The sequence below is a fragment of the Streptomyces sp. Da 82-17 genome (assembly GCF_046098215.1).
Taxonomy (GTDB): Bacteria; Actinomycetota; Actinomycetes; order Streptomycetales; family Streptomycetaceae; genus Streptomyces.
Genome location: NZ_JBJURH010000017.1, coordinates 161,057 through 182,137, shown reverse-complemented (window position 1 = coordinate 182,137; position 21,081 = coordinate 161,057). Strand labels below are relative to the sequence as shown.

The 21,081-nt window shown below is 72.5% G+C and carries 19 protein-coding genes and 1 tRNA gene; 12 read left to right on the top strand and 8 right to left on the bottom strand.

The window, feature by feature from the left end:
- The first annotated feature begins 68 nt into the window (after positions 1–68).
- From moaC to ACIDOF_RS26560, 5 genes are all read left to right on the top strand, one after another.
- Positions 69–548, top strand: a complete 480-nt coding sequence (moaC, locus tag ACIDOF_RS26580; protein WP_409008617.1) for a cyclic pyranopterin monophosphate synthase MoaC — start codon at positions 69–71, stop codon at positions 546–548.
- Positions 545–1,060: a molybdenum cofactor biosynthesis protein B gene (locus tag ACIDOF_RS26575; RefSeq protein WP_409008616.1), complete on the top strand. Its 516-nt coding sequence runs from the start codon at positions 545–547 to the stop codon at positions 1,058–1,060. Before moaC ends, ACIDOF_RS26575 begins: the two co-directional genes overlap by 4 nt.
- 23 nt (positions 1,061–1,083) lie before the next feature.
- Positions 1,084–1,704: a GNAT family N-acetyltransferase gene (locus tag ACIDOF_RS26570; RefSeq protein ID WP_409008638.1), complete on the top strand. Its 621-nt coding sequence runs from the start codon at positions 1,084–1,086 to the stop codon at positions 1,702–1,704.
- Positions 1,705–1,900: 196 nt separating this feature from the next.
- Positions 1,901–3,121 (top strand): gephyrin-like molybdotransferase receptor GlpR, encoded by a 1,221-nt coding sequence (gene glpR, locus ACIDOF_RS26565; RefSeq protein ID WP_409008615.1) that lies wholly within the window; start codon positions 1,901–1,903, stop codon positions 3,119–3,121.
- A gap of 87 nt (positions 3,122–3,208) precedes the next feature.
- Positions 3,209–3,282: transfer RNA gene (locus ACIDOF_RS26560), tRNA-Ala, on the top strand.
- Between the two features lie 89 nt (positions 3,283–3,371).
- Here the strand turns inward: ACIDOF_RS26560 and ACIDOF_RS26555 are convergent.
- Positions 3,372–3,851, bottom strand: a complete 480-nt coding sequence (locus ACIDOF_RS26555; protein ID WP_409008637.1) for a GNAT family N-acetyltransferase — start codon at positions 3,849–3,851, stop codon at positions 3,372–3,374.
- Between the two features lie 14 nt (positions 3,852–3,865).
- Here ACIDOF_RS26555 and ACIDOF_RS26550 point away from each other — a divergent pair, with 14 nt between their 5' ends.
- Positions 3,866–4,678 carry an exodeoxyribonuclease III gene (locus ACIDOF_RS26550; RefSeq protein ID WP_409008614.1) on the top strand — a complete coding sequence of 271 codons (813 nt, stop codon included), beginning with the start codon at positions 3,866–3,868 and terminating at the stop codon, positions 4,676–4,678.
- A gap of 21 nt (positions 4,679–4,699) precedes the next feature.
- Here the strand turns inward: ACIDOF_RS26550 and ACIDOF_RS26545 are convergent, their stop codons facing one another.
- Entirely contained in the window at positions 4,700–5,320 is a 621-nt protein-coding gene (locus ACIDOF_RS26545; protein WP_409008636.1) for a MerR family transcriptional regulator, read from the bottom strand.
- 163 nt (positions 5,321–5,483) lie between these two features.
- On the opposite strand from ACIDOF_RS26545, the gene ACIDOF_RS26540 reads away from it, so the two are divergent.
- The 3 genes from ACIDOF_RS26540 to ACIDOF_RS26530 are packed head-to-tail and all read left to right on the top strand — an operon-like array spanning position 5,484 to position 8,826.
- Positions 5,484–7,022 (top strand): flavin-containing monooxygenase, encoded by a 1,539-nt coding sequence (locus ACIDOF_RS26540; protein ID WP_409008613.1) that lies wholly within the window; start codon positions 5,484–5,486, stop codon positions 7,020–7,022.
- Positions 7,019–7,957, top strand: coding sequence for an alpha/beta fold hydrolase (locus ACIDOF_RS26535; RefSeq protein ID WP_409008612.1), 939 nt, complete (start codon positions 7,019–7,021; stop codon positions 7,955–7,957). The genes ACIDOF_RS26540 and ACIDOF_RS26535 overlap by 4 nt, the downstream gene beginning before the upstream one ends.
- Complete coding sequence (locus ACIDOF_RS26530) at positions 7,954–8,826, top strand: SDR family oxidoreductase (RefSeq protein WP_409008611.1); 873 nt, start codon at positions 7,954–7,956, stop codon at positions 8,824–8,826. Before ACIDOF_RS26535 ends, ACIDOF_RS26530 begins: the two co-directional genes overlap by 4 nt.
- Positions 8,827–8,900: 74 nt before the next feature.
- Here ACIDOF_RS26530 and ACIDOF_RS26525 read toward each other — a convergent pair whose 3' ends face one another.
- Together ACIDOF_RS26525 and ACIDOF_RS26520 are read right to left on the bottom strand one after the other, a co-directional pair.
- On the bottom strand, positions 8,901–9,137 hold the full coding sequence (locus tag ACIDOF_RS26525) for a hypothetical protein (RefSeq protein WP_409008610.1): 237 nt from the start codon (positions 9,135–9,137) through the stop codon (positions 8,901–8,903).
- Between the two features lie 101 nt (positions 9,138–9,238).
- The gene (locus ACIDOF_RS26520; protein ID WP_409008609.1) at positions 9,239–12,487 is read right to left on the bottom strand and encodes a S41 family peptidase; all 3,249 of its coding nucleotides are present in this window, start codon (positions 12,485–12,487) and stop codon (positions 9,239–9,241) included.
- A gap of 177 nt (positions 12,488–12,664) precedes the next feature.
- On the opposite strand from ACIDOF_RS26520, the gene ACIDOF_RS26515 reads away from it, so the two are divergent.
- Together ACIDOF_RS26515 and ACIDOF_RS26510 are read left to right on the top strand one after the other, a co-directional pair.
- Positions 12,665–13,237 (top strand): TetR/AcrR family transcriptional regulator, encoded by a 573-nt coding sequence (locus tag ACIDOF_RS26515; RefSeq protein ID WP_409008608.1) that lies wholly within the window; start codon positions 12,665–12,667, stop codon positions 13,235–13,237.
- A gap of 96 nt (positions 13,238–13,333) precedes the next feature.
- Positions 13,334–15,535 carry an MMPL family transporter gene (locus tag ACIDOF_RS26510; RefSeq protein ID WP_409008607.1) on the top strand — a complete coding sequence of 734 codons (2,202 nt, stop codon included), beginning with the start codon at positions 13,334–13,336 and terminating at the stop codon, positions 15,533–15,535.
- Between the two features lie 100 nt (positions 15,536–15,635).
- Here the strand turns inward: ACIDOF_RS26510 and ACIDOF_RS26505 are convergent, their stop codons facing one another.
- Positions 15,636–16,034, bottom strand: coding sequence for an SsgA family sporulation/cell division regulator (locus tag ACIDOF_RS26505; RefSeq protein ID WP_409008606.1), 399 nt, complete (start codon positions 16,032–16,034; stop codon positions 15,636–15,638).
- A 397-nt stretch (positions 16,035–16,431) separates the two neighbouring features.
- On the opposite strand from ACIDOF_RS26505, the gene ACIDOF_RS26500 reads away from it, so the two are divergent.
- Complete coding sequence (locus ACIDOF_RS26500; protein WP_409008605.1) at positions 16,432–17,586, top strand: serine hydrolase domain-containing protein; 1,155 nt, start codon at positions 16,432–16,434, stop codon at positions 17,584–17,586.
- A 275-nt stretch (positions 17,587–17,861) separates the two neighbouring features.
- On the opposite strand, the gene ACIDOF_RS26495 is transcribed toward ACIDOF_RS26500, so the two are convergent.
- The 3 genes from ACIDOF_RS26495 to ACIDOF_RS26485 form a co-directional block, all read right to left on the bottom strand.
- Complete coding sequence (locus tag ACIDOF_RS26495; protein ID WP_409008604.1) at positions 17,862–18,713, bottom strand: EamA family transporter; 852 nt, start codon at positions 18,711–18,713, stop codon at positions 17,862–17,864.
- On the bottom strand, positions 18,710–19,210 hold the full coding sequence (locus ACIDOF_RS26490) for a YbaK/EbsC family protein (protein ID WP_409008603.1): 501 nt from the start codon (positions 19,208–19,210) through the stop codon (positions 18,710–18,712). Before ACIDOF_RS26490 ends, ACIDOF_RS26495 begins: the two co-directional genes overlap by 4 nt.
- A gap of 62 nt (positions 19,211–19,272) precedes the next feature.
- Positions 19,273–20,949, bottom strand: coding sequence for a penicillin-binding transpeptidase domain-containing protein (locus ACIDOF_RS26485; RefSeq protein ID WP_409008635.1), 1,677 nt, complete (start codon positions 20,947–20,949; stop codon positions 19,273–19,275).
- Between the last annotated feature and the right edge of the window lie 132 nt (positions 20,950–21,081).

Below are 21,081 nucleotides of genomic sequence, written 5' to 3'. Positions count from 1 at the left end.
GGGTACCGTGGCTGCCCACACGAGGCCCACCACGGCCCGCCGGAGCCCTGACCGGGAGCGCACAGCAGATGAGTACGCAGGACCGACTGACGCACATCGACGAGGCGGGCGCCGCCCGGATGGTCGACGTATCGGAGAAGGACGTCACGGCCCGCACCGCGCGGGCGAGCGGCCGGGTCCTGGTCTCACCGCGCGTCGTCGAACTGCTCAGGGGCGAGGGCGTGCCCAAGGGGGACGCCCTCGCCACCGCCCGGATCGCGGGCATCATGGGCGCCAAGCGCACCCCGGACCTGATCCCGCTGTGCCACCCGCTCGCGGTCTCCGGGGTGAAGCTCGACCTCTCGGTGGCCGACGACGCGGTGGAGATCCTCGCCACCGTGAAGACCACGGACCGCACCGGCGTCGAGATGGAGGCCCTGACCGCCGTCACGGTCGCCGCGCTCACGGTGATCGACATGGTCAAGGCGGTCGACAAGGGCGCCGTCATCACCGACGTCCGCGTCGAGGAGAAGACGGGCGGCAAGTCCGGCGACTGGAGCCGCGCATGAGGGCCCTCGTCGTCACCGCGTCCAACCGCGCCTCGGCCGGGGTCTACCCGGACAAGGGCGGCCCGATCCTCGCCGAGGGCCTGCGCGGCCTCGGCTTCGAGGTCGAGGGCCCGCAGGTCGTGCCCGACGGCGACCCGGTCGAGCAGGCGCTCCGCGCGGCCGTCGACGCCGGGTACGACGTGGTGCTCACCACCGGCGGCACCGGCCTCTCGCCCACCGACCGCACCCCCGAGGCCACCCGCCGCGTCCTCGACCTCGAAGTGCCCGGCATCGCCGAGGCCATCCGCGCGTACGGGCGGGACAAGGTGCCGACGGCCGTCCTGTCCCGCGGCCTCGCCGGGATCGCGGGCAGCACCCTGATCGTCAACCTGCCCGGGTCGACCGGCGGCGTGCGGGACGGACTCGCCGTCCTGGAACCGCTGTTGGTGCACGCCGTCGATCAGATCCGCGGCGGCGACCACCCCAGACCCGACGCCGGCCACGGCACCTCAGGCACCGGGAGCCCGAGCTGAACAGTCCCTCCTGGCCCGTGCGGCTGGCGGACGGCGACGTCGCCCTCCGCCCGATAAAGCTGCGCGACCACAGCGCCTGGCGGGAGGTCAACCGGCGCAACCGCGACTGGCTGCGCCCCTGGGAGGCCACGATCCCGCCGCCCGGCCCCGGCGGCCCGATCACGCACCGGCCGACCTACCGGCAGATGGTCCGGCACCTGCGCGCCGAGGCCAACGCGGGCCGCATGATGCCCTTCGTGATCGAGTACCAGGGCCGTCTGGTGGGCCAGTTGACGGTCGCCGGGATCACCTGGGGCTCGATGTGCTCGGGCCATATCGGCTATTGGGTCGACCGCTCGGTGGCCGGCCGCGGGGTGATGCCGACGGCGGTCGCGCTCGTCGTCGACCACTGCTTCAGGACCGTGGGACTGCATCGCGTCGAAGTCTGCATTCGGCCCGAGAACGGGCCGAGCCGCCGGGTCGTCGAGAAACTCGGATTCCGTGAGGAAGGGCTCCGCCCGCGCTATCTCCACATCGACGGCGCCTGGCGGGACCATCTTGTGTTCGCCCTCACCGCCGAAGAGGTCCCGGAGGGGCTGCTCACCCGCTGGCACCAGCGACGATCCGGTAACAGTCCGAAGGACACACCGCGGAACACGGCCTGACTCCGCGAAATAAAATGTGTGTTCGAAAAAGGGCGCCGATTGACCGCGAATATGCCTCCGGTGTCTCCGGATGTCCTGCTCGCGAAGCCTGCTGATCGCATCAGTCACAAAAAAAGTTCGAGATATCAGCCAGATCGTGCGACACACCGGCTGAATTGGCAGATGGCCTCAACGAAACCCCTCTACCGTGTGAGGCGTGAGCAGCAGCGGCCTCATCTACGCAGTCATTGTCGGGGCCTGGGCCGCCTACTTGGTGCCGATGTGGCTCCGTAGGCAGGACGAGCTCAACGAAGCTCGTCCCACGGAACGCTTCAGTACCGCCATCCGGCTGCTTTCCGGGCGGGCGGGAATGGAGCGTCGGTACGCCAAGGACTTGCGGGCGCGTACCGAAGGGGAAGAGCCCATGGCCGACCCGGACGCCGCCACGGAATCCCTCACGGGATCCGTCGACGTCCGGGCCTTCGCCGTGTCCGAGGACGGCGAGCAGCGCGGCGAACAGCCGAGAACGCGAGAGCAGCCGCGAGAACCCCGGCAGGAGCAGCGCCCCGCGCGCCGCGCCGAGAAGGGCGAGCACTCCGCGAAGGCCGAGCACTCCGCGAAGGCCGAGCGAGCCGAGCGGGCCGCGCGCTCCGAGGCCGCCGCGGCCGCCGCGCGCGCCCGGCGCTCGAAGGTGCTCGCCCGGCGCCGGCGCACCACGGTGGTGCTCTTCCTCGCGTTCACGCTCGGCTCGATCGGCGCGGCCGTCGGCGGGCTCGCGTTCCTGTGGGCGCCCGGCATTCCTGCGGTGCTGCTGAGCACGTACATCGTCTACCTGCGGTCGCAGGAGCGCCGCCGGTACACGTACACGATGGACCGGCGGCGGGCCGAGGCCGCGGCGCGGCAGTTGCGGGAGCGGCGGCCGGCCGGGCGCAGGAGCGCGGCGGACGAGGGCGCCGAGGAGCCGGCCGACGAGGGCGCGGCCCGCGGTGGCGAGGCCGACGAGAAGCCCGGGCTCTCCGCGCTCGCCGCGGACCGCCGGGCCCTGGTCGAGCAGACCGACCACGCCGAGTGGGTGGACCAGCAGCGCGAGCGGGACCGTGGTGCGGCGCGCGGCGACAGCTGGGAGCCCGTGCCGGTGCCGCTGCCGACGTACGTCACCGCGCCGGTCGCGCCCCGCGCCACCGGCAGCATCGACCTGAGCGCCCCCGACACCTGGAGCTCCGCCCGGTCCAGCGCGGCCGGGCAGCCGAAGGAGGCGGAGGCCGAGGAGGCGGCGAAGCCGGCCGAGCAGGAGCAGGGCCGGAGCGCGCGTTCCGGGGGCGAGGGCAAGGAGGCGCCCGCGCGCCGGGCCGCCGCGCGCCGCAGCCGCGAGCGCGGTCGCACGCCGCTCTTCGACCAGTACGAGGACGGCGACAGGCCGCGTGCGGCCAACGAGTGAGGGCCGGGGATCTGACCAGCGCGGGAGCCGCGAGGGGACGGATTTCCGAGCACCCCGTGGAGGGTGCTAGAGTTTCACTCGTTGCAAGGGCCTGTGGCGCAGTCCGGTAGCGCACCTCGTTCGCATCGAGGGGGCCAGGGGTTCAAATCCCCTCAGGTCCACCGCAATTGAGAACCCCGTCGGATTCATCCGGCGGGGTTCTCGCTTGTCCGCGTTCCGTTGGCCCCCTTGGGGCTCACAGCGATTCGGCTCAGAGCGGCTTGGCCATGCAGCGGCTCGATTCGTACGCGCGGTAGTAGCCGAACTTGGCGCACGGCAGGTAGCCCTCGGACGTGTAGAGGGCTATGGCCTCGGGTTGTGCCGTGCCGGTCTCCAGGACCATGCGGGTGCGGCCGGCGGCGCGGGCGTCGGCCTCCAGGAGGGCGAGGATCCGGCGGGCCAGGCCGCGGCCTCGGGCCTCGGGTGTGACGTACATCCGCTTCAGCTCGGCGTCGCCGTCCGAGTAGCCCTCCGGGCCCGCCTCCTGGGAGCGCCAGCCGCCGGTGGCGAGCGGGCGGTCGCGGTCGTCGTACGCGAGCAGGTAGAGGCCGTGCGGGGGCTGGAACATGGCCGCGTCGAGGGGCGTGGCGTCGCCGTCGCCCTCGCCGTACCGCCGGACGTACTCCTGCTGTACCTCGTCGTTCAGCTTGATCGCGTCGGGGTGGTCGTAGGGCGTCGGTCTGATGTCCATGTCCATGCGGTTCAGTGTGCCGGTACCGTGTCGGGGTGCTGACTGTGACCTCCGTGAACGTGAACGGGCTGCGTGCCGCCGCCAAGAAGGGCTTCGTCGAGTGGCTGGGCGCGACCGACGCCGACGCCGTGTGCCTGCAGGAGGTGCGGGCCGAGGCGGCGCAGCTGCCGGACTCGGTGCGGGAACCGGAGGGGTGGCATGTCGTGCACGCCCCGGCCGCGGCGAAGGGCCGCGCGGGCGTCTCCCTGTACACGCGGCGCGAGCCGGACCGGGTCCAGGTCGGCTTCGGCTCCGCGGAGTTCGACGCGAGCGGGCGGTACGTGGAGGTGGACCTGCCGGGCGTGACGGTGGCGAGCCTGTACCTGCCGTCCGGGGAGGTCGGCACCGAGCGGCAGGACGAGAAGGAACGGTTCATGGCCGAGTTCCTCGTCTACCTGCGGGCGCTCAAGGAGCGGGCCGCCGCCGACGGTCGCGAGGTCGTCGTCTGCGGTGACTGGAACATCGCGCACCGCGAGGCCGACCTGAAGAACTGGAAGGGCAACAAGAAGAACGCCGGGTTCCTGCCCGAGGAGCGGGCCTGGCTGAGCGAGGTCCTGGAGAGCTACGTCGACGTGGTGCGCGAGCTGCACCCGGACGTCGAGGGGCCGTACTCGTGGTGGTCGTACCGCGGGCGGGCCTTCGACAACGACACGGGCTGGCGGATCGACTACCAGATGGCGACGCCGGGGCTGGCGGGCAAGGCGGTCAAGGGGTTCGTGGAGCGGGCCGCGACGCACGCCGAGCGGTGGAGCGACCACGCGCCGGTGACGGTGGTGTACGACCTGTAGGCCTCGGGCCCGGTTCAGGGCTCAGGACTGGCCGAGGCGGCGGTCCATCGCGAGGGAGAGCTCCGCCTCGACGACCGCCTTCGCGAGCGGGCGCAGCTTCTCGACGTCGGTGTCGGGGGCGTGCGTGCGCAGGATGCGGAGGAACAACTCGGCCATGGCGTCCGCGTGTTGGCGCACCTGGCGGCCGGCGGAGAGCACTTCGGCGAGCGGTACGCCCTCGCGTACGAGGGTGGCCGAGACGTCCAGGAGGCGGCGGCTGATGTGGACGATCTCCTCGCCGTCCGTGCCGATGTACCCGAGGTCGAGGGCTGCTTGCAGGTTCTCCGGGGTGACCTCGCCCTCGAAGTAGTCCGCGAGCTCCTCCGGCGTGAGGCGGACCGGGGTCTCCTCGGTGGGGGCGCCGGGGAGGCCGAGGACCTCGCCGACGTCCCGGCCGGCCTCGAAGGCGTCGGTGAGCTCGGCGATGGCGTTCAGGGTGTGGCCGCGGTCCAGGAGTGCGGTGATCGTGCGCAGGCGGGCCAGGTGGTGCTCGTCGTACCAGGCGATGCGGCCCTCGCGGCGGGGTGGCGGGAGCAGCTTGCGCTCGCGGTAGAAGCGCAGCGTACGCACCGTGATGCCGGCCGCCTCGGCCAGTTCGTCCATGCGGTATTCGCGGATCTCCGGGTCTTCGGGCACAGCACGACCCTACGTTCTACCGCCGGTAACTTTCTTCGGTCCGACCCCTACCCATGGGTAAGGAGCTGCTCTACTCTCCCCATTGCGCCAGTAATCACTGGCAGAGTCGTGGAGTGCGGGAGGCGGCGGCATGGCCGAGCAGGAGCGCGAGCATGTGCGGGTGGCGGTGATCGGATCGGGATTCGGCGGGCTCGGGGCCGCCGTCCGGCTGCGCCGCGAGGGCATCACCGACTTCGTCGTGCTGGAGCGCGCCGATTCGGTGGGCGGCACCTGGCGCGACAACAGCTACCCGGGGTGCGCCTGCGACGTGCCGTCCCACCTGTACTCGTTCTCCTTCGCGCCCAACCCCGACTGGCCGCGCGCGTTCTCCGGGCAGCGGCACATCCGGGCGTACCTGGAGCATGTGACGGACGTGTTCCGGCTGCGGCCGCACATCCGCTTCAACTCCGAGGTGACCCAGCTGCGTTGGAACACGGCGGAGCTGCACTGGGAGATCGAGACGGTACGCGGACGCCTCACCGCCGACGTGGTCGTCTCGGCGGCCGGGCCGCTCTCCGACCCGAAGACGCCGGACATCCCCGGCCTCGACTCGTTCCCGGGCAAGGTCTTCCACTCGGCCCGCTGGGACCACGACTACGACCTGCGCGGCAAGCGCGTCGCGATGGTCGGCACCGGGGCATCGGCGATCCAGATCGTGCCGGCGATCCAGCGCGAGGTCGGCCGCCTCACCCTCTTCCAGCGCACCCCGCCGTGGGTCATGCCGCGGGCCGACCGGGCCATCAGCGGCGTCGAGCGCTGGCTGCACCGGCAGCTGCCGTTCACGACGCAGGCGCGGCGCGGCGTGCTGTGGGGGATCAGGGAACTGCAGGTGCAGGCGTTCACCAAGCGCCCGAACGAGCTGGGCCTGGTCGAGTCCCTGGCCAAGGCCAACATGCGGCGCGCGATCAAGGACCCGGCGCTGCGGGCCAAGCTGACCCCCGACTACCGCATCGGCTGCAAGCGCATCCTGCTGTCCAACACCTACTATCCGGCGCTCGCACAGCCCAACGTGGACGTGGTCGCGAGCGGTCTGACCGAGGTGCGGGGCAACACCGTGGTGGCCGCCGACGGCACCGAGGCCGAGGTCGACGCGATCATCTTCGGCACCGGCTTCCACGTCACGGACATGCCGATCGCGGAGCGCGTCGTCGGCGCCGACGGCATCGCCCTGTCCGAGCACTGGAAGGGCGGCGTGCAGTCGATGCGCGGCGCGACCGTCGACGGCTTCCCCAACTTCATGACCGTCATCGGCCCCAACACCGGGCTCGGCAACTCCTCGATGATCCTGATGATCGAGGCCCAGCTGAACTATCTCGCCGACTACATGCGGCAGTTGGACGTCCTCGGCGGCAAGGCGGCCCTCGACGCCCGCCCCTCGGCCGTCACCGCCTGGAACGCCAAGGTCCAGGAGCGGATGAAGCGCACCGTGTGGAACACCGGCGGCTGCAGCAGCTGGTACCTCGACGAGAACGGCGTCAACACCACCATCTGGCCCGGCACCACCAGCGAGTTCCGGGCCGCGACCAGGCGCGTGGACCTCGGCGAGTACGAGGTCCTCAGGGCGCCGAAGCCCGCAGCAGCACCGGCCGCGAAGTCCGGCCGCGAGAAGAAGGCCGAGGCCGCAGCATGAGCCGACTCACCCACGTCGCCTCCGGGCCGTACGCGCCGCCCGCCGCCGCCCGTGAGCTCACCGCCGTCTCCGCCGACGGCTCCCGCATCCACGTCGAGGTGCACGGCCCCGAGGGCGCGCCCGCCGTGGTCCTGTCCCACGGCTGGACCTGCTCGACCGCGTTCTGGGCCGCGCAGATACGGGAGTTGGCGCGCGACCACCGTGTCGTCGCGTACGACCAGCGCGGGCACGGGCGCAGCCCGGCCGTGCCCGGCGGGTACAGCACGCGGGCGCTCGCCGACGACCTGGAGGCGGTGCTCGCCGCGACCCTGGAGCCCGGCGAGCAGGCCGTGCTCGTGGGGCACTCCATGGGCGGCATGACGCTGATGGCCGCCGCGGGCCGCGCGAAGCTGGAGGAGCACGCCGCCGCCGTACTGCTGTGCAGCACCGGCGGCTGGGACCTGCTCCCGGAGGCCACCGTGTTCCCGATCCGCGCCGGCCGGCTGCGCACCCGCCTCACCAAGTCCGTGCTCGGCTCGCGCCTGCCGCTCGGGCCGGTCACGCCGGTCGGCAAGAAGGTGCTGCGGTTCGCGACGATGGGGCCCGGCTCGGCGCCGGACAAGGTCGAGGCCTGCGCCCGGATCGTGCACGCCTGCCCGCGCCTCGTGCGGTACGGCTGGTCGCGGGTCCTGGAGACCCTCGACGTGGCCGCGGACCTGCGGCGGCTGACCGTCCCGACCGGTGTCCTCGTCGGCACCGCGGACCGGATGACGCCCGCCGTGCACTCCCGGGCGCTGGTCGCGGCGCTGCCGAACTGTGTCGGGCTCACCGAGCTCACCGGGATCGGCCACATGTCGCCGGTCGAGGCGCCGGACGCGGTGACCGGGAGGATCCGGGAACTCGTCGGCACGTACGTACGGAACGAAACGGTCGAGAAGGTCAGGGAGGGCGCATGAGCAAGGTCAGCCTGGAGGGACAGGTCGCCGTCGTCACCGGCGCGGCCCGCGGCGTGGGCGAGCTGCTCGCCCGCAAGCTGTCGGAGCGCGGGGCGAAGGTGGCGCTGGTCGGCCTCGAACCGGACGAGCTGAAGAAGGTCTCGGAGCGGCTGGTCGGCGAGAGCGACCACTGGCACGCGGACGTCACCGACCATGAGGCGATGGCGCAGGTCGCGCAGCAGGTCAAGCAGCGGTTCGGGAAGGTCGACATCGTCGTCGCCAACGCCGGCGTGGCCAGCGGCGGGCCGTTCCTCGACTCCGACCCGGTGGCGTGGCGGCGGGTGATCGAGGTCAACCTGATCGGCTCGGCGGTGACCGGGCGGGCGTTCCTGCCGGTCCTGACGGAGTCGCGCGGCTACCTGCTGCAGATCGCCTCGCTCGCGGCGCTCACCCCGGCGCCGATGATGAGCGCGTACTGCGCGTCCAAGTCCGGCGTCGAGGCGTACGCGCACTCGCTGCGCGCCGAGGTCGGCTACAAGGGTGTGAAGGTCGGTGTCGGCTATCTGTCGTGGACCGACACCGACATGGTGCGCGGTGCGGACGAGGACGACGTGATGCGGGAGCTGCGGCAGCGGCTGCCGTGGCCGTCCAACAAGACGTATCCGCTCGGGCCCGCCGTCGACCGGATCGTGGCGGGGATCGAGCGGCGGTCGGCGCATGTGTACGCGCAGTGGTGGCTGCGGGGGATGCAGTCCCTGCGGGGCTATCTGCCGGGGATCATCGCCACCGTCGGGCAGCGGGAGATGCGGCGGTTCGAGCCGCGGCTGCAGGGGGTTTCGCGCGGGCTGGTCGGCGCGGGCGGGGCTGCGGACGAGGCCGAGCGGGGCTGAGGCCGGACCGCCCCACAGCGAGGAAGGGCGCACCCGGAGATTTCCGGGTGCGCCCTCGCGCAGTGTGCGGTGCCTCAGCGGTCGAAGCGCTCGCGGGCCTCGTTCTGGGCCTGCTCACCGTACTTCTGCGCCTGCTCCTGGGCCTGCGAGCCGCGCTGCGACGTCTCCTCCTGCTGCTGACGGCCGCGCTGCTCCTGCTGCTGCTGGCCGCGCTCCTGCTGCTCGCGCTCTTCCTGCGAGCCGCTCATCGCGCCCTTGGCCCTGTCGCGCAGCTCGTCGGCCTTGTCGTTGAACTGGTCCTTCATGCCCATGTGTTTTCACTCCTGAGAAGTGGTGGGTGGGGCGTGACCCAGCCTGGCACGAGGGAACAGAAGCCGCATTCCGGACAGTTGCGCTGTGTGATCGTCGCGGGTCACGCCTCCCGCGGCGGCAGTTTCGGGCGCCGCCGGTCCGGCACGTCCGAGTGGTCGGGCGGCACCGTGGCCCCGTGCCGTTCGAGCAGGTCGAGCGCGAGCCTTACGGCGTCGTCGAGTTGGGCGTGCCGGCCCTCGGCCCAGTCGAGCGGGGTGCGCAGCACTTCGAGGTCCGGCTCGACGCCCTTGTTCTCGATGTCCCAGCCGTACGCGTCGAACCAGGCCGCGTTCATCGGCACCGTGATCACCGTGCCGTCGCCGAGCCGGTGCCGTCCGGTCATGCCGACGACGCCGCCCCAGGTGCGCTGGCCGACGACCGGGCCGAGTCCGAGCAGCTTGAACGCGGCCGTGATCATGTCGCCGTCGGACGAGGTGGCCTCGTCCGCGAGGGCAACGACCGGTCCGCGCGGGGCGTTTGAGGCGTACGAGACGGGCTGGGCGTTGCGGGTCAGGTCCCAGCCGAGGATCGTGCGGGTGAGCTTCTCGATCACCAGCTCGCTGATGTGGCCGCCCGCGTTGCCCCGTACGTCCACGATCAGGGCGGGCCGGGAGACCTCCATGCGCAGGTCGCGGTTGAACTGGGCCCAGCCGGAGCCGCCCATGTCCGGGATGTGCAGGTAGCCGCACTTGCCGTGGCTCAACTCCCGTACGACGTCCCGGCGTTTGGCCACCCAGTCCTGGTACCTGAGGGGGCGCTCGTCGATCAGCGGGACGACCGCCACGCGCCTTGCCCGCCCCTCGCCCTCGGCCGGCTGGAAGGTCAGCTCGACCGTCGTGCCGCCCGCGCCCGCGAGCAGCGGGTAGGGGCCGGTCACCGGGTCGACCGGGCGGCCGTCGACGTGGGTGAGCACCGCGCCCTCGCGGATGCCCGCCCCGGCGAGCGGCGAGCGCGCCTTGGAGTCCGAGGACTCGCCCGGCAGGATCCGCTTGACCAGCCAATTCCCGTCCCTGCAGACCAGGTTGGCGCCGAGCAGGCCCTGGGCGCGCTGGTAGTGCGGCGGGCCCTCGTTGCGCCGCGAGGGCGTGACGTACGCGTGCGATGTGCCGAGTTCGCCGAGGACTTCGCGCAGCAGGTCGGCGAACTCGTCGGGGGACGCGACCCGTTCGACGAGCGGGCGGTACTGGTCGAGGACCGCGTCCCAGTCGATGCCGCACATGCCGGGGTCCCAGAAGTAGGCGCGGATGATCCGGCCTGCCTCGGCGTACGACTGGCGCCATTCGGCACCCGGGTCGACCTCGTGCAGGATGCGGCGCAGGTCGATCCAGACCGTCGAGTCGCCGTCGCCGGGCTCGGTGGCGGGGACGGCGCGCAGGTCGCCCTCGTCCACGACGACGAGCCGGGTGCCGTCGCCGCTGAGCGCGAACCAGTCGAGGTGGTCGACGAGTTCGGTCCTGCGGGCCTTGGCGATGTTGAAGTACTCCAGGCTCGGCCGGCCCGAGGTGTCCGTCGGGTTGGCGAAGGTCTCGCCGAGCGCGCCGGAGATCGGCCAGCGCATCCAGACCAGGCCGCCGTCGCTCACCGGCTGCAGCGCGCTGTACTTCGACGCGGCCACCGGGAACGGCGTGACCCGGTTCTCCAGGCCCTCGGTCTCCACGATGACGGTCGTGCCCTCGCCCCCGTTCTCGGCCGGGTCGAGCCCGCCCGCCGCGGGCCGCCCGTCCGGAAGCAGCGCGAACGGCGAGGGCGTCGCCGACGACAGCGGTACGAGATAGGGGCGGCAGCCGAGGGGGAAGGAGAGGTCGCCGGTGTGCACGTCGTAGACCGGGTCGAAGCCGCGCCAGGAGAGGAACGCCAGATAGCGGCCGTCGCTCGTGAAGACCGGATTCTCGTCCTCGAAGCGGCCGTTGGTGACGTCGACGATCGTGCGGTCCTTGATCCGGGCCAGCTTGATCTGCCGCAGCGAGCGGCCGATGCCGGGGTGCGACCAGGCCAGCCACGCCCCGTCGGGCGAGAACGCCAGGTCGCGCACCGGCCCGTTGATGGACCGGATCAGCTCGGTCACCTCGCCGTTGGATTCCTCGGTGGCGTCGATGAGCAGCAGCCGCCCGTCGTCCGAGGCGATGGCGAGCCGTTCCCCGTCCGGGTCGGCGACCATCTCCTGGACGACGCCCAGCTCACCGGAGGCGAGCCGGCGCGGCTCCCGGTCGCCGCTGGCCCGCGGCAGATAGGCGATCTCGACCGCGTCCGCGCCGTCGGCGTCCGTGATGTACGCGACCTGTCCGCCCGAGCCGGTCATCTCCGGGAGCCGGACCCGTACGCCCGGGGTGTCCGTGATGGTGCGGGCCGGGCCGTCGCGGTGGGTGAGCCAGTACAGGCTGCCGCGGACGACGACCGCGCTGGCCCGGCCCGTCTCGTCGACGGCGAGCGCGTCCAGGTTGGTGGCGGCCGGGACCTGGTAGATGCGGCGGCCGGTGCGTGGGCCGCCGAGGCGGACGTCGAGCTTGCGCGGCTTCGAGTCGGCGGTCAGCTCGTCCACGATCCACAGCTCGCCCGCGCACTGGTAGACGACGCGCTCGCCGTCGCCGGCCGCGTGCCGGGCGTAGAAGTCGTCGTGGTCGGTGTGGCGGCGCAGGTCGGAGCCGTCGGGGCGGCAGGAGTAGAGGTTGCCGATGCCCTCGTGGTCGGAGAGGAAGGCGATCCGGCCGCTCACGAACATCGGGCTGGCGAAGTGCCCCCGCAGATCGGGCAGCAGCCGCTCGCCGTGCAGCCAGAGCCGGCCGGTGGCGCCGCCGCGGTACCGCTTCCAGGCGGCCGGCTCGTGCGGCGGCCGCCCGGTGAGCAGCAGGGTGCGGCGCTCGCCGTCCAGGTCGGCGACCGCGATGTCGTCGACGGGGCCCCAGGGCAGCTTGCCGCCGGGGGAGCCGTCGGTCGGCACCGAGTAGGCCCAGGTGAAGTACGAGAAGGGCTGGCCGTGGGAGGCGACGGCGAGGACGTCGCCGTCGGGGGACCAGCCGCACACCTTGGTGTCGGTGTTGCCCCAGTAGGTGAGCCGGGTGGCGGGCCCGCCGGCGACCGGGACGACATGGATCTCCGGGTCGAGGCTGCGCCAGGTCGTGAACGCGATCCGGGTGCCGTCGGGGGAGAACCGGGGGTGCCCGATCCGGGTGCGGTCCACGGTCAGCCGCCAGGCCCGCTCGGGCCCGTCGGCCCCCGGCTCGACGGGGGCCACCCAGAGGTCGTCCTCGGCGGCGAAGCAGAGGAGGTTGCCGTGCAGATGCGGAAAGCGGAGGTATGCGGCGTCTCTCACCTGACCATGCTTTTCCGGTATGTAGGGGGCGGCAACCCGAACGGCAGAACTCGGCGCACCGTCGTCGGAGCGTGACCCAGCACACGTACGAAACGGTTTCGTTTCGCTGGGCTCCGGCGTACGGTCGTAGGGGAACGAAACGGTTTCGTTCACTTCGCATCTCCGGAAGGAGCCCCCGTGGCGCGCAGCCGCATCACCCCCGAGCGCGAGGCCGAGCTGTACGGCGCCGTGCTCGACCTGCTGCGCGAGGTCGGGTACGACGCGCTGACGATGGACGCCGTCGCCACGCGCACCAGGTCCAGCAAGGCCACCCTCTACCGCCAGTGGGGGAGCAAGCCCGAACTGGTCGTCCGGGCGCTGCGGTCCGACAAGCCGGTCTCCTTCGAGGAGATCGACACGGGCTCGCTGCGCGGCGACCTCCACGCGCTGGTCGACGCGATGGACGACGGTCGCCTGGAGAAGGACTCCGCGCTGATGCGGGGCCTGGCCCAGGCCGTCCACGGCAACCCGGATCTGCACCAGGCGATGCGGGAGCTGCTCATCGCGCCCGAGCTCACCGGGCTCGACGCGATGCTCCAGCGCGCCGTCGACCGGGGCGAGGTGCGCGAGGGCCACCCGGCGCTCAAGTACGTCGTCCACATGACCGTCGGAGCCGTCGTGGCTCCCCTCCTCATCGAGGACATCCCGCCGAACCGGGCGTTCCTCTCCGACTACGTCGATGCCGTGATCCTCCCCGCCCTCGGCATCTGACCCGCCCCGTACCGCCCCACCTGACGCACCGCTCACGTCGTCGGGCCGGTTCGACCTGCCCTGAACACCCCACGACCTGACCGGGAGTACGCACTCGTGGCCACGTTCCTCTACAAACTCGGCCGGTTCTCGTTCCGGCGACGGCACTTCGTCGTCCTGATCTGGGTCGCGCTGCTCGCCCTCGCGGGCGTCGGCGCCGCCAACGCGTCGGGCACCGGCTCGACCTCCTTCTCCATACCGGGCACCGAGGCCCAGCGCGCCTTCGACCTGATCGAGGAGCGCTCGCCGGGCGCCAAGGCCGACGGCGCCACCGCCCGCGTCGTCTTCAAGGCCCCCGCCGGGGAGAAGATGACCGACCCGGCGAACAAGTCCGCGGTCGACCGGGTCGTACGCGAACTGCGGGGCGGGGGCGAGGTCGCCTCCGTCGTCGACCCGTACCGCGCCAAGGCGATCAGCAAGGACGGCACGACCGCGTACGCGCAGGTCTCGTACGACGTGTCCGGGATGAACCTTCAGGAGTCCTCGCGCGAAGAGCTGAAGGCGGCCGGGCAGGACGCGCGGGAGGCCGGGCTCACCGTCGAGATCGGCGGCGACGCGCTGCAGGCGATTCCGGAGACCGGCGCCACCGAGATCATCGGCGTCGGGGTCGCGGCCGTGGTCCTGGTGATCACCTTCGGCTCGCTCGTCGCGGCCGGGCTACCGCTGCTCACCGCGCTGATCGGCGTCGGCATCGGCGTCTCGACGATCACCGCGCTCGCCTCGGCGCTCGACCTGTCCAGCACCACCTCGACGCTCGCCATGATGATCGGCCTCGCCGTCGGCATCGACTACGCGCTGTTCGTCGTCTCCCGCTACCGGGCCGAGCTCGCCGAGGGGCGCGCACCCGAGGAGGCGGCCGGACGGGCCGCCGGAACGGCCGGCTCCGCGGTGGTCTTCGCCGGGCTCACCGTCGTCATCGCACTGGTGGGCCTGGCCGTCGTCAACATCCCGATGCTCACGAAGATGGGCATCGCCGCGGCGGGCACGGTCGCGATCGCGGTCCTGATCGCCCTGACGATGATCCCGGCGCTGCTCGGGTACGCGGGTGGCCGAGTGGTCGGACGCAAGGCCCGCAAGAACCCGGACTCCGGGGCGGCCAAGGACAACCTGGGCACCCGCTGGGCCCGCTTCGTGCTGCGCAAGCCGCTGGTCGTGCTGCTCGTCGGCGTGGTCGGGCTCGGCGCGGTCGCGGTGCCGGCGAGCAAGCTGGAGCTGGGCCTGCCGGACGACGGCTCGCAGCCGACGAGCACCACGCAGCGCAAGGCGTACGACCTGGTCTCGGAGGGCTTCGGCCCCGGTTTCAACGGCCCGCTGATGGTGGTCGTCGACGCGGCGGACGCGGACGACCCGAAGGCGGCCGCGGGCCAGGTCGGCCGGACCGTCGCGCAGCTCGACGGGGTCGCCGCGGTCACCCCGGCCCAGTTCAACAAGGCCGGCGACACGGCGATGCTCACCGTCGTACCGAAGTCCAAGCCGAGCAGCGCCGAGACGGAGGCGCTCGTGCACGACATCCGGGACGCCGGCGGGCAGATCGCCGCGGACACCGGGGCGAAGACCATGGTCACCGGCACCACGGCGATGAACATCGACGTGTCCGAGAAGCTCGACGAGGCGCTGCTCCCGTATCTGGCGCTCGTCGTGGGCCTCGCCTTCCTGCTCCTGATGGTGGTCTTCCGCTCGGTGCTCGTCCCGCTCAAGGCGGCGCTCGGCTTCCTGCTGTCGGTGGTCGCCGCGCTCGGCGCGGTCGTCGCGGTGTTCCAGTGGGGCTGGCTGGGCTCGCTGTTCGGGGTGGAGCAGACCGGCCCGATCATGTCGATGATGCCGATCTTCATGGTCGGCGTGGTCTTCGGCCTGGCGATGGACTACGAGGTCTTCCTGGTCACGCGGATGCGTGAGGCGTACGTCCACGGGGAGCGGCCCGGCCAGGCCGTCGTCACCGGCTTCCGGCACGGGGCACGGGTCGTCACGGCGGCCGCGGTGATCATGATCGCGGTGTTCGCGGGCTTCATCGGGTCGAGCGAGCAGATGGTGAAGATGATCGGCTTCGGCCTCGCCATCGCGGTCTTCTTCGACGCGTTCGTCGTACGCATGGCCATCGTGCCCGCCGTCCTCGCGCTGCTCTCGCACCGCGCCTGGTGGCTGCCGAAGTGGCTCGACCGGATCCTGCCCGACGTCGACGTGGAGGGTGAGCAGCTGCGCGAGCGGCTCGGCGACGCGTCCGAAGGAACGGACCGGGAGCGGGAGTTGGCCGGGGTCTGAGCCGGCGCTCCCTCGACATGAGGCGGCCGGGACCGGGGCGATGCCCGGGTCCCGGCCGTTTCGGTCTGCTGCTCGCGCCGTTCGGTCTGCTGTTCGCGGTTCAGGCCGGGGTGGTCGCGGTGGGCGTGGTCGAGGCGGGGGCGGCGCTCGGCGTGGCGGCGACCGCGTACGTGCGGCGCAGGAAGCGGAGCAGGGCGACGCAGTCGAACTGCAGCACCGTGACCCCGGCCTCCGAGTGGAACTCGATCACCGTCTGGACCCGGCCGCACGGCCAGACCTGGACGTCACCGCTGCGGGTCGGATTGCGCAGCCCCTTCTCCAGAAGCGGACGCGGCAGCTCCCACTCCACGTCGCCGGGGGAGCCCGGCATCGCGACGTGGATGTCGGCGCCCTGCTCGGAAGGGTCGTACCGCAGGGCGACGCGGATCGCGCGATGGCCGTCCGGGGCGTCCGTGACGAGATGGGCCCGTGCTTTTTCCTCGACCAGGGCGGCGGACATCACGCGCTCCCTCAACTCCGTGTTGCTGTTGCGTACGTACGGCGACCACGTAGAGACGACTGATTTCGTTACGTCCCTAATGTCGCATATTTCCCGAGGGGTGCGCGGGTCGAAGTGACCTCCGCCTCATGTGACACAGCGGACAAAGTGCCCCGGCGGTCCGGAGGTTGAGCGCCCACGATCCGGGGTACGGCGCGGCCGCCCCGTCTCCCTCGTCCCTCACGCCTGCCCGGAAATCCGGCGCGCAAGGGTCGTGGAACGCCGAAATCCGCAGCGAGATGCCCCCGGCCCGGCGACGAGCAGACCCGGAATCCGCACCGATAGGTGAACGTTGCACCATGGAGGGTCGGCGGCGGCGCGAGCGGCGGCCGGAAGCAGACACGGAAAGGGCACGGACGTGGACGTCCAGGGCAGTGTGGCGTCGGGGTTCGAGCCCGTCGAAGACGCCTTCGCGAGGAACTTCGCCGAGCGGGGCGAGCGCGGCGCGGCCGTCGCCGTCTACCGGCACGGCCGCAAGGTCGTCGACCTGTGGGCGGGCAGCCGGGACGTGGACGGCGAGGAGCCCTGGGAAGAGGGCACCGCGCAGATAGTCCGCTCCGCGACCAAGGGCGTCGCCGCCGCGGTGCCGCTGCTCCTGCACCAGCGCGGGCTCCTCGACCTGGACGCGCCCGTCGGCACGTACTGGCCCGAGTTCAAGGCCCACGGCAAGGACCGCACCCTCGTCCGGCACCTGCTCTCGCACCGCGCGGGCGTGCCCGTGCTCGACCGGCCGGTCGGGATGGCCGAGCTGTCCCGCGGCCCCGCCGCCGTCGCCGCGCAGGCCCCCGTCTGGGAGCCCGGCACGGACCACGGCTACCACGCGCAGACGTACAGCTGGCTCGTCGGCGAACTCGTGCAGCGCGTGACCGGACGCAGCATCGGCACGTGGCTCGCCGAGGAGGTCGCCCGGCCGCTCGGGCTCGACCTGTGGCTCGGGCTTCCGGAAGCCGAGGCGCACCGGGTCGGACGGGTCGGGCCCGTGGAACCGCCCGCGGCCCTGCCGGGAAGCGAGCTGCGGCTGCGGCCCAAGCGGAACGTGGCCGAGGCGTACGCGGACCCCGAGTCCCTGACCCGGCGGGCCTTCGCCGCGCTCAACGAGCCGGACGAGAACGCGGCGGAATACCGGGCCGCGGAGCTTCCCGCGTCCAACGGCATCGCCACGGCCCGCGCCCTCGCCCGGTTCTACGCCGGGCTGATCGGTGAAGTCGACGGCCACGCACGGCTGTTCGCGCCCGCGACGGTGGCGTTGGCGCGTACGGAGGAGTCGGCGGGGCCGGACCGGGTGCTGGTCGTGAACACGCGGTTCGGGCCCGGGTACATGCTGCACGGGCCCGCCTCGCCGCTCCTCGGGCCCGGGTCGTTCGGGCACCCGGGGCGCGGGGGGCCGCTCGCGTTCGCCGACCCGGAGTCGGGGGTCGCGTTCGGGTACACGACGAACGGGCTCCAGTCGGGGGTCACGGCCGACCCCCGGGCGCAGGCCTTGGTACGGGCGGTACGCGCGGCTCTGGCCTGAGCCCGTCCGGCCTCTCGTCTCGCCCTTCGGGCTCGATCGGGTCCCCTCCCCGCCCCTTCCCGAAAGCCTGCGGCGCCGTCGTGGTTGCTCGCGCAGTTCCCCGCGCCCCAAATGGGGCACGTCATCCCGTCCCCTTCCCCCCCCGCCGCTGTGGGCAGGCGTTCCGCAGGGCGGAACGGGTGGGCACAGCGGCCACCACGACGGTGGGAGAGCCGAAGAGGGAAGCCTCTCCGGCGGTTGAGGAGCGGGGGTCCGGGGGCGGAGCCCCCAGGGGATCAGGCCGTGTGCAGCATCAGGCCGATCCCGACCACCATCAGGCCCGCCGCCGCGATCCTCGGCAGTCCGAAGCGTTCCTTGAAGAAGATCGCCCCGATCGCCGCCCCCACGATGATCGACGACTCCCGCAGCGCGGCGATCGGCGCGAGGGCCGCGCGGGTCTGGGCCCACAGGACCAGGCCGTACGCCGCCACGGAGAGGCCCGCCCCGGCGAGCCCGTGCGCCGCGTGCGGGCGGAGGAGGGAGGCGAGCCGGGAGCGGTGCCGGTGGAGCGCGTACGCCGGGATCGCGAGGCCCTCCAGGATCATCAGCCAGGCGACGTACCCGAGCGGGGTGCCGGAGGCGCGTACGCCCACGCCGTCCACCACCGTGTACGCGGCGATGGAGAGCCCCGTCGCGAGCGCGGCGAGCAGCGCCGGCCAGTGCGGGCGGCGGCCCGAGCCGCGGATGCCCCACAGGGCGAGCCCGACGAGACCCGCGCAGGCCACGGCCACCCCGGCCAGCTGCCAGCCGTCGAGGCGCTCGCCGAGGAGGACCGCCGCGGCCACGGTCACGACGAGCGGTGCCGTACCGCGGGCGATCGGGTACATCTGGCCGAAGTCGCCCAGGCTGAACGACCGCATCAGCAGCGCCTGGTAGGCGACGTGGAGGAGCGCGGAGGCGAGCAGCGCGGGCCAGGCGCCGGCGGCCGGGAACGGCGCGAAGCAGGCGAGGACGGCGCCGATGAGGGCGCCGCCCCCGGATATGAGCGTGAACGCGACCAGCTGGTCCTTGATGCGGTGCGCCATCGCGTTCCAGCTGGCGTGCGTGACGGCGGCGAGGACCACCGCCCCCGCGACCAGCGGCGTCACCGGTCGGACTCGCGTACGTCCACCAGCGTGCCGCCCGCGTGCGCGATCAGTTCCTTCGGGTCCATCGGGAACACCGTGTGCGGGGTGCCGGCGGCCGCCCACACCACGGCGTGGTCGAGCAGGCCGCGGTCGGCGAGGACCCGGGTGCGGGTGCGGTGCCCGAAGGGCGGCACCCCGCCGATCGCGTACCCGGTGGTCTCCCGTACGAAGTCCGCGTTCGGGCGCGTGACCTTCTCGGCGCCCAGCTCGCGCCGGACGAGCTCCATGTCCACCCGGGACGCCCCGTCCATCAGGACCAGGACCGGAACCTGGTCCGCCGCGAAGATCAGCGACTTGACGATCTCGCCGAGCGCGCAGCCCACCGCCTCCGCGGCCTGCGCGGCGGTACGGGTGGCGTCCGGGAAGGAGCGGACCTCGGACAGGACGGATTCCAGGCCGAGTTCACGCAGGGCCTCGGCGAAACGGGGGTGGGCGGCGGTGCCGGAAGAGCTGGTCATGGCCGCACGCTAGCCGTACGTGTACGGGGCACGCGACCACAATCCGGCCCGCCCGCCCGGAACTACGCCCCGCCCCGCAGCACCGAAGCCACCAGCGGTCCCGCCGACGTGCCGCCGCGGCCGCCCTCCTGGATGACCGCCGCCGCGGCCAGGTCGCCGCGCCAGGCCGTGAACCAGCCGTTGGGCTTCTTCTGCCCGTCGACCTCGGCCGAGCCGGTCTTGCCGCCGATGTCGGGGCCGAGCCCGGACATCGCCTCGGCCGCCGAGCCGGACGTCGCCGTGTACTCCAGGAGCTGCTTCAGCTGGGCCTGCGCGGAGGCGTCCAGCTTGCGCGGCGCCTTCGCGAGGGCACGGCCGTCCACGTCGGGGGAGACCAGGTACGGCTGGTTGAACGTGCCGGTCTTGGCGGTCGCGATGACCGACGCCACGTTCAGCGGGTTCGCCCGCACCCCGCCCTGGCCGATGAGCGAGGCGGCCATCTGCGCGTCGGACTGCACCGGCACCGCGCCGTCGAAGGTGGAGACGCCGCTGGTCCAGTTGCCCCGGCCGAGCCCGAAGACCTCCTGGGCCTGCTTGGTCAGGTCGTCGTCCTTCAGCTTCTTCGCCTGCGAGATGAACGCGGTGTTGCAGGACGCCGCGAAGCTGGAGCGGAACGTGCCGTTCTTGATCTCGAACTTCTCGACGTTCTGGAACTTCCAGCCGCCGTACGTCTCGTACTTGGGGCACGGGTGCGGCTTGTCGATGCCCGCGAGGTTCTTCTCCAGAAGCATCGACGCGGACACGATCTTGAACGTGGAGCCCGGCGCGAGCGAGCCCTGCAGCGCCACGTTCATGCCGGTGGTGTTGGAGTTGGCGGCCGCGAGCACCTCGCCCGTGGACGGCTTGAGCACCACGACGGAGGCGCGCTGCCGCTTGGCCACCTCGGCCTCGGCGTTGGCCTGCGCCTTCGCGCTGATCGTCGTCTCGACGGTGCCCGGGGTGCCCTTGCTGAGGGTGAGCAGCGTCTTGTCCGGCAGCGCCTTGTCGTCGGACTTGCCCGACTTCTCGGCCCCCGAGTCGCCCCGCACGATGCGGAGTTCGACACCCGGCTCGCCGCCCGCCTTGTCGCCGTACTTCTCGCGCAGCGAGTCGAGGACCGTGCCGAGCGACGGGTACTTCTTCGCCGTCAGTTCCGTGCCGTCCCGGTCCACGGCCTTGATCGGCGGCTTCCCGGACTCGTCGGCGCGCAGCGAGTCGCCCTCGCGCAGCTCCGGGTGGATCACGGACGGGGCCCAGCGCACGACCGGCTTCCCGCTCTTCTCGTCACGCACGACGGTCAGCTCGGACTCGTACGCGAAGGGCTTGCTCGTTCCCTCGTACGACGCCGTCGCCGAGACCGAGAACGGCACCTTCCCGTCGCTCGCCCGGCCCGGCTGCAGCTTCACGTCGGTGAGGTGCGCGTCCTCGCGGTACGAGGTGAGGGCGGTCCGGGCGGCCGCGGCGTCGTCGGTCTTCGCGGCGGCCGCGGCGGCGTCGCCCTTCGCCCACGCGGTGAGGAACTCCCCGCCGGTGGCCCGGACTTCGGCGGCGGTCAGCGGCCCCAGCTCGGCCTTGGGCTCGCCCGCGGCCGTACGGTCCCCACCCTGGGCCGAGGTGTTCTCGCTGCCGCCCCCGGTCAGGGCGTACGCGGTGAAGCCCGCGCCCGCGGCGACCGCGACGACGGCGGCCCCGATCAGCGCGATCTTGGCCTCCTTGCGCATCCCGCTCGTCGAGCCCGAGGCTCCGGTGCCGTACCCGCCCTGGGGTTCCATGCGCTCTCTCCTGCCCACAGCTGCTTCCTCCGCGGATGCCCCGCGCTTCCCGACCCCCGCCGAATGGGCACCCTATAGGCC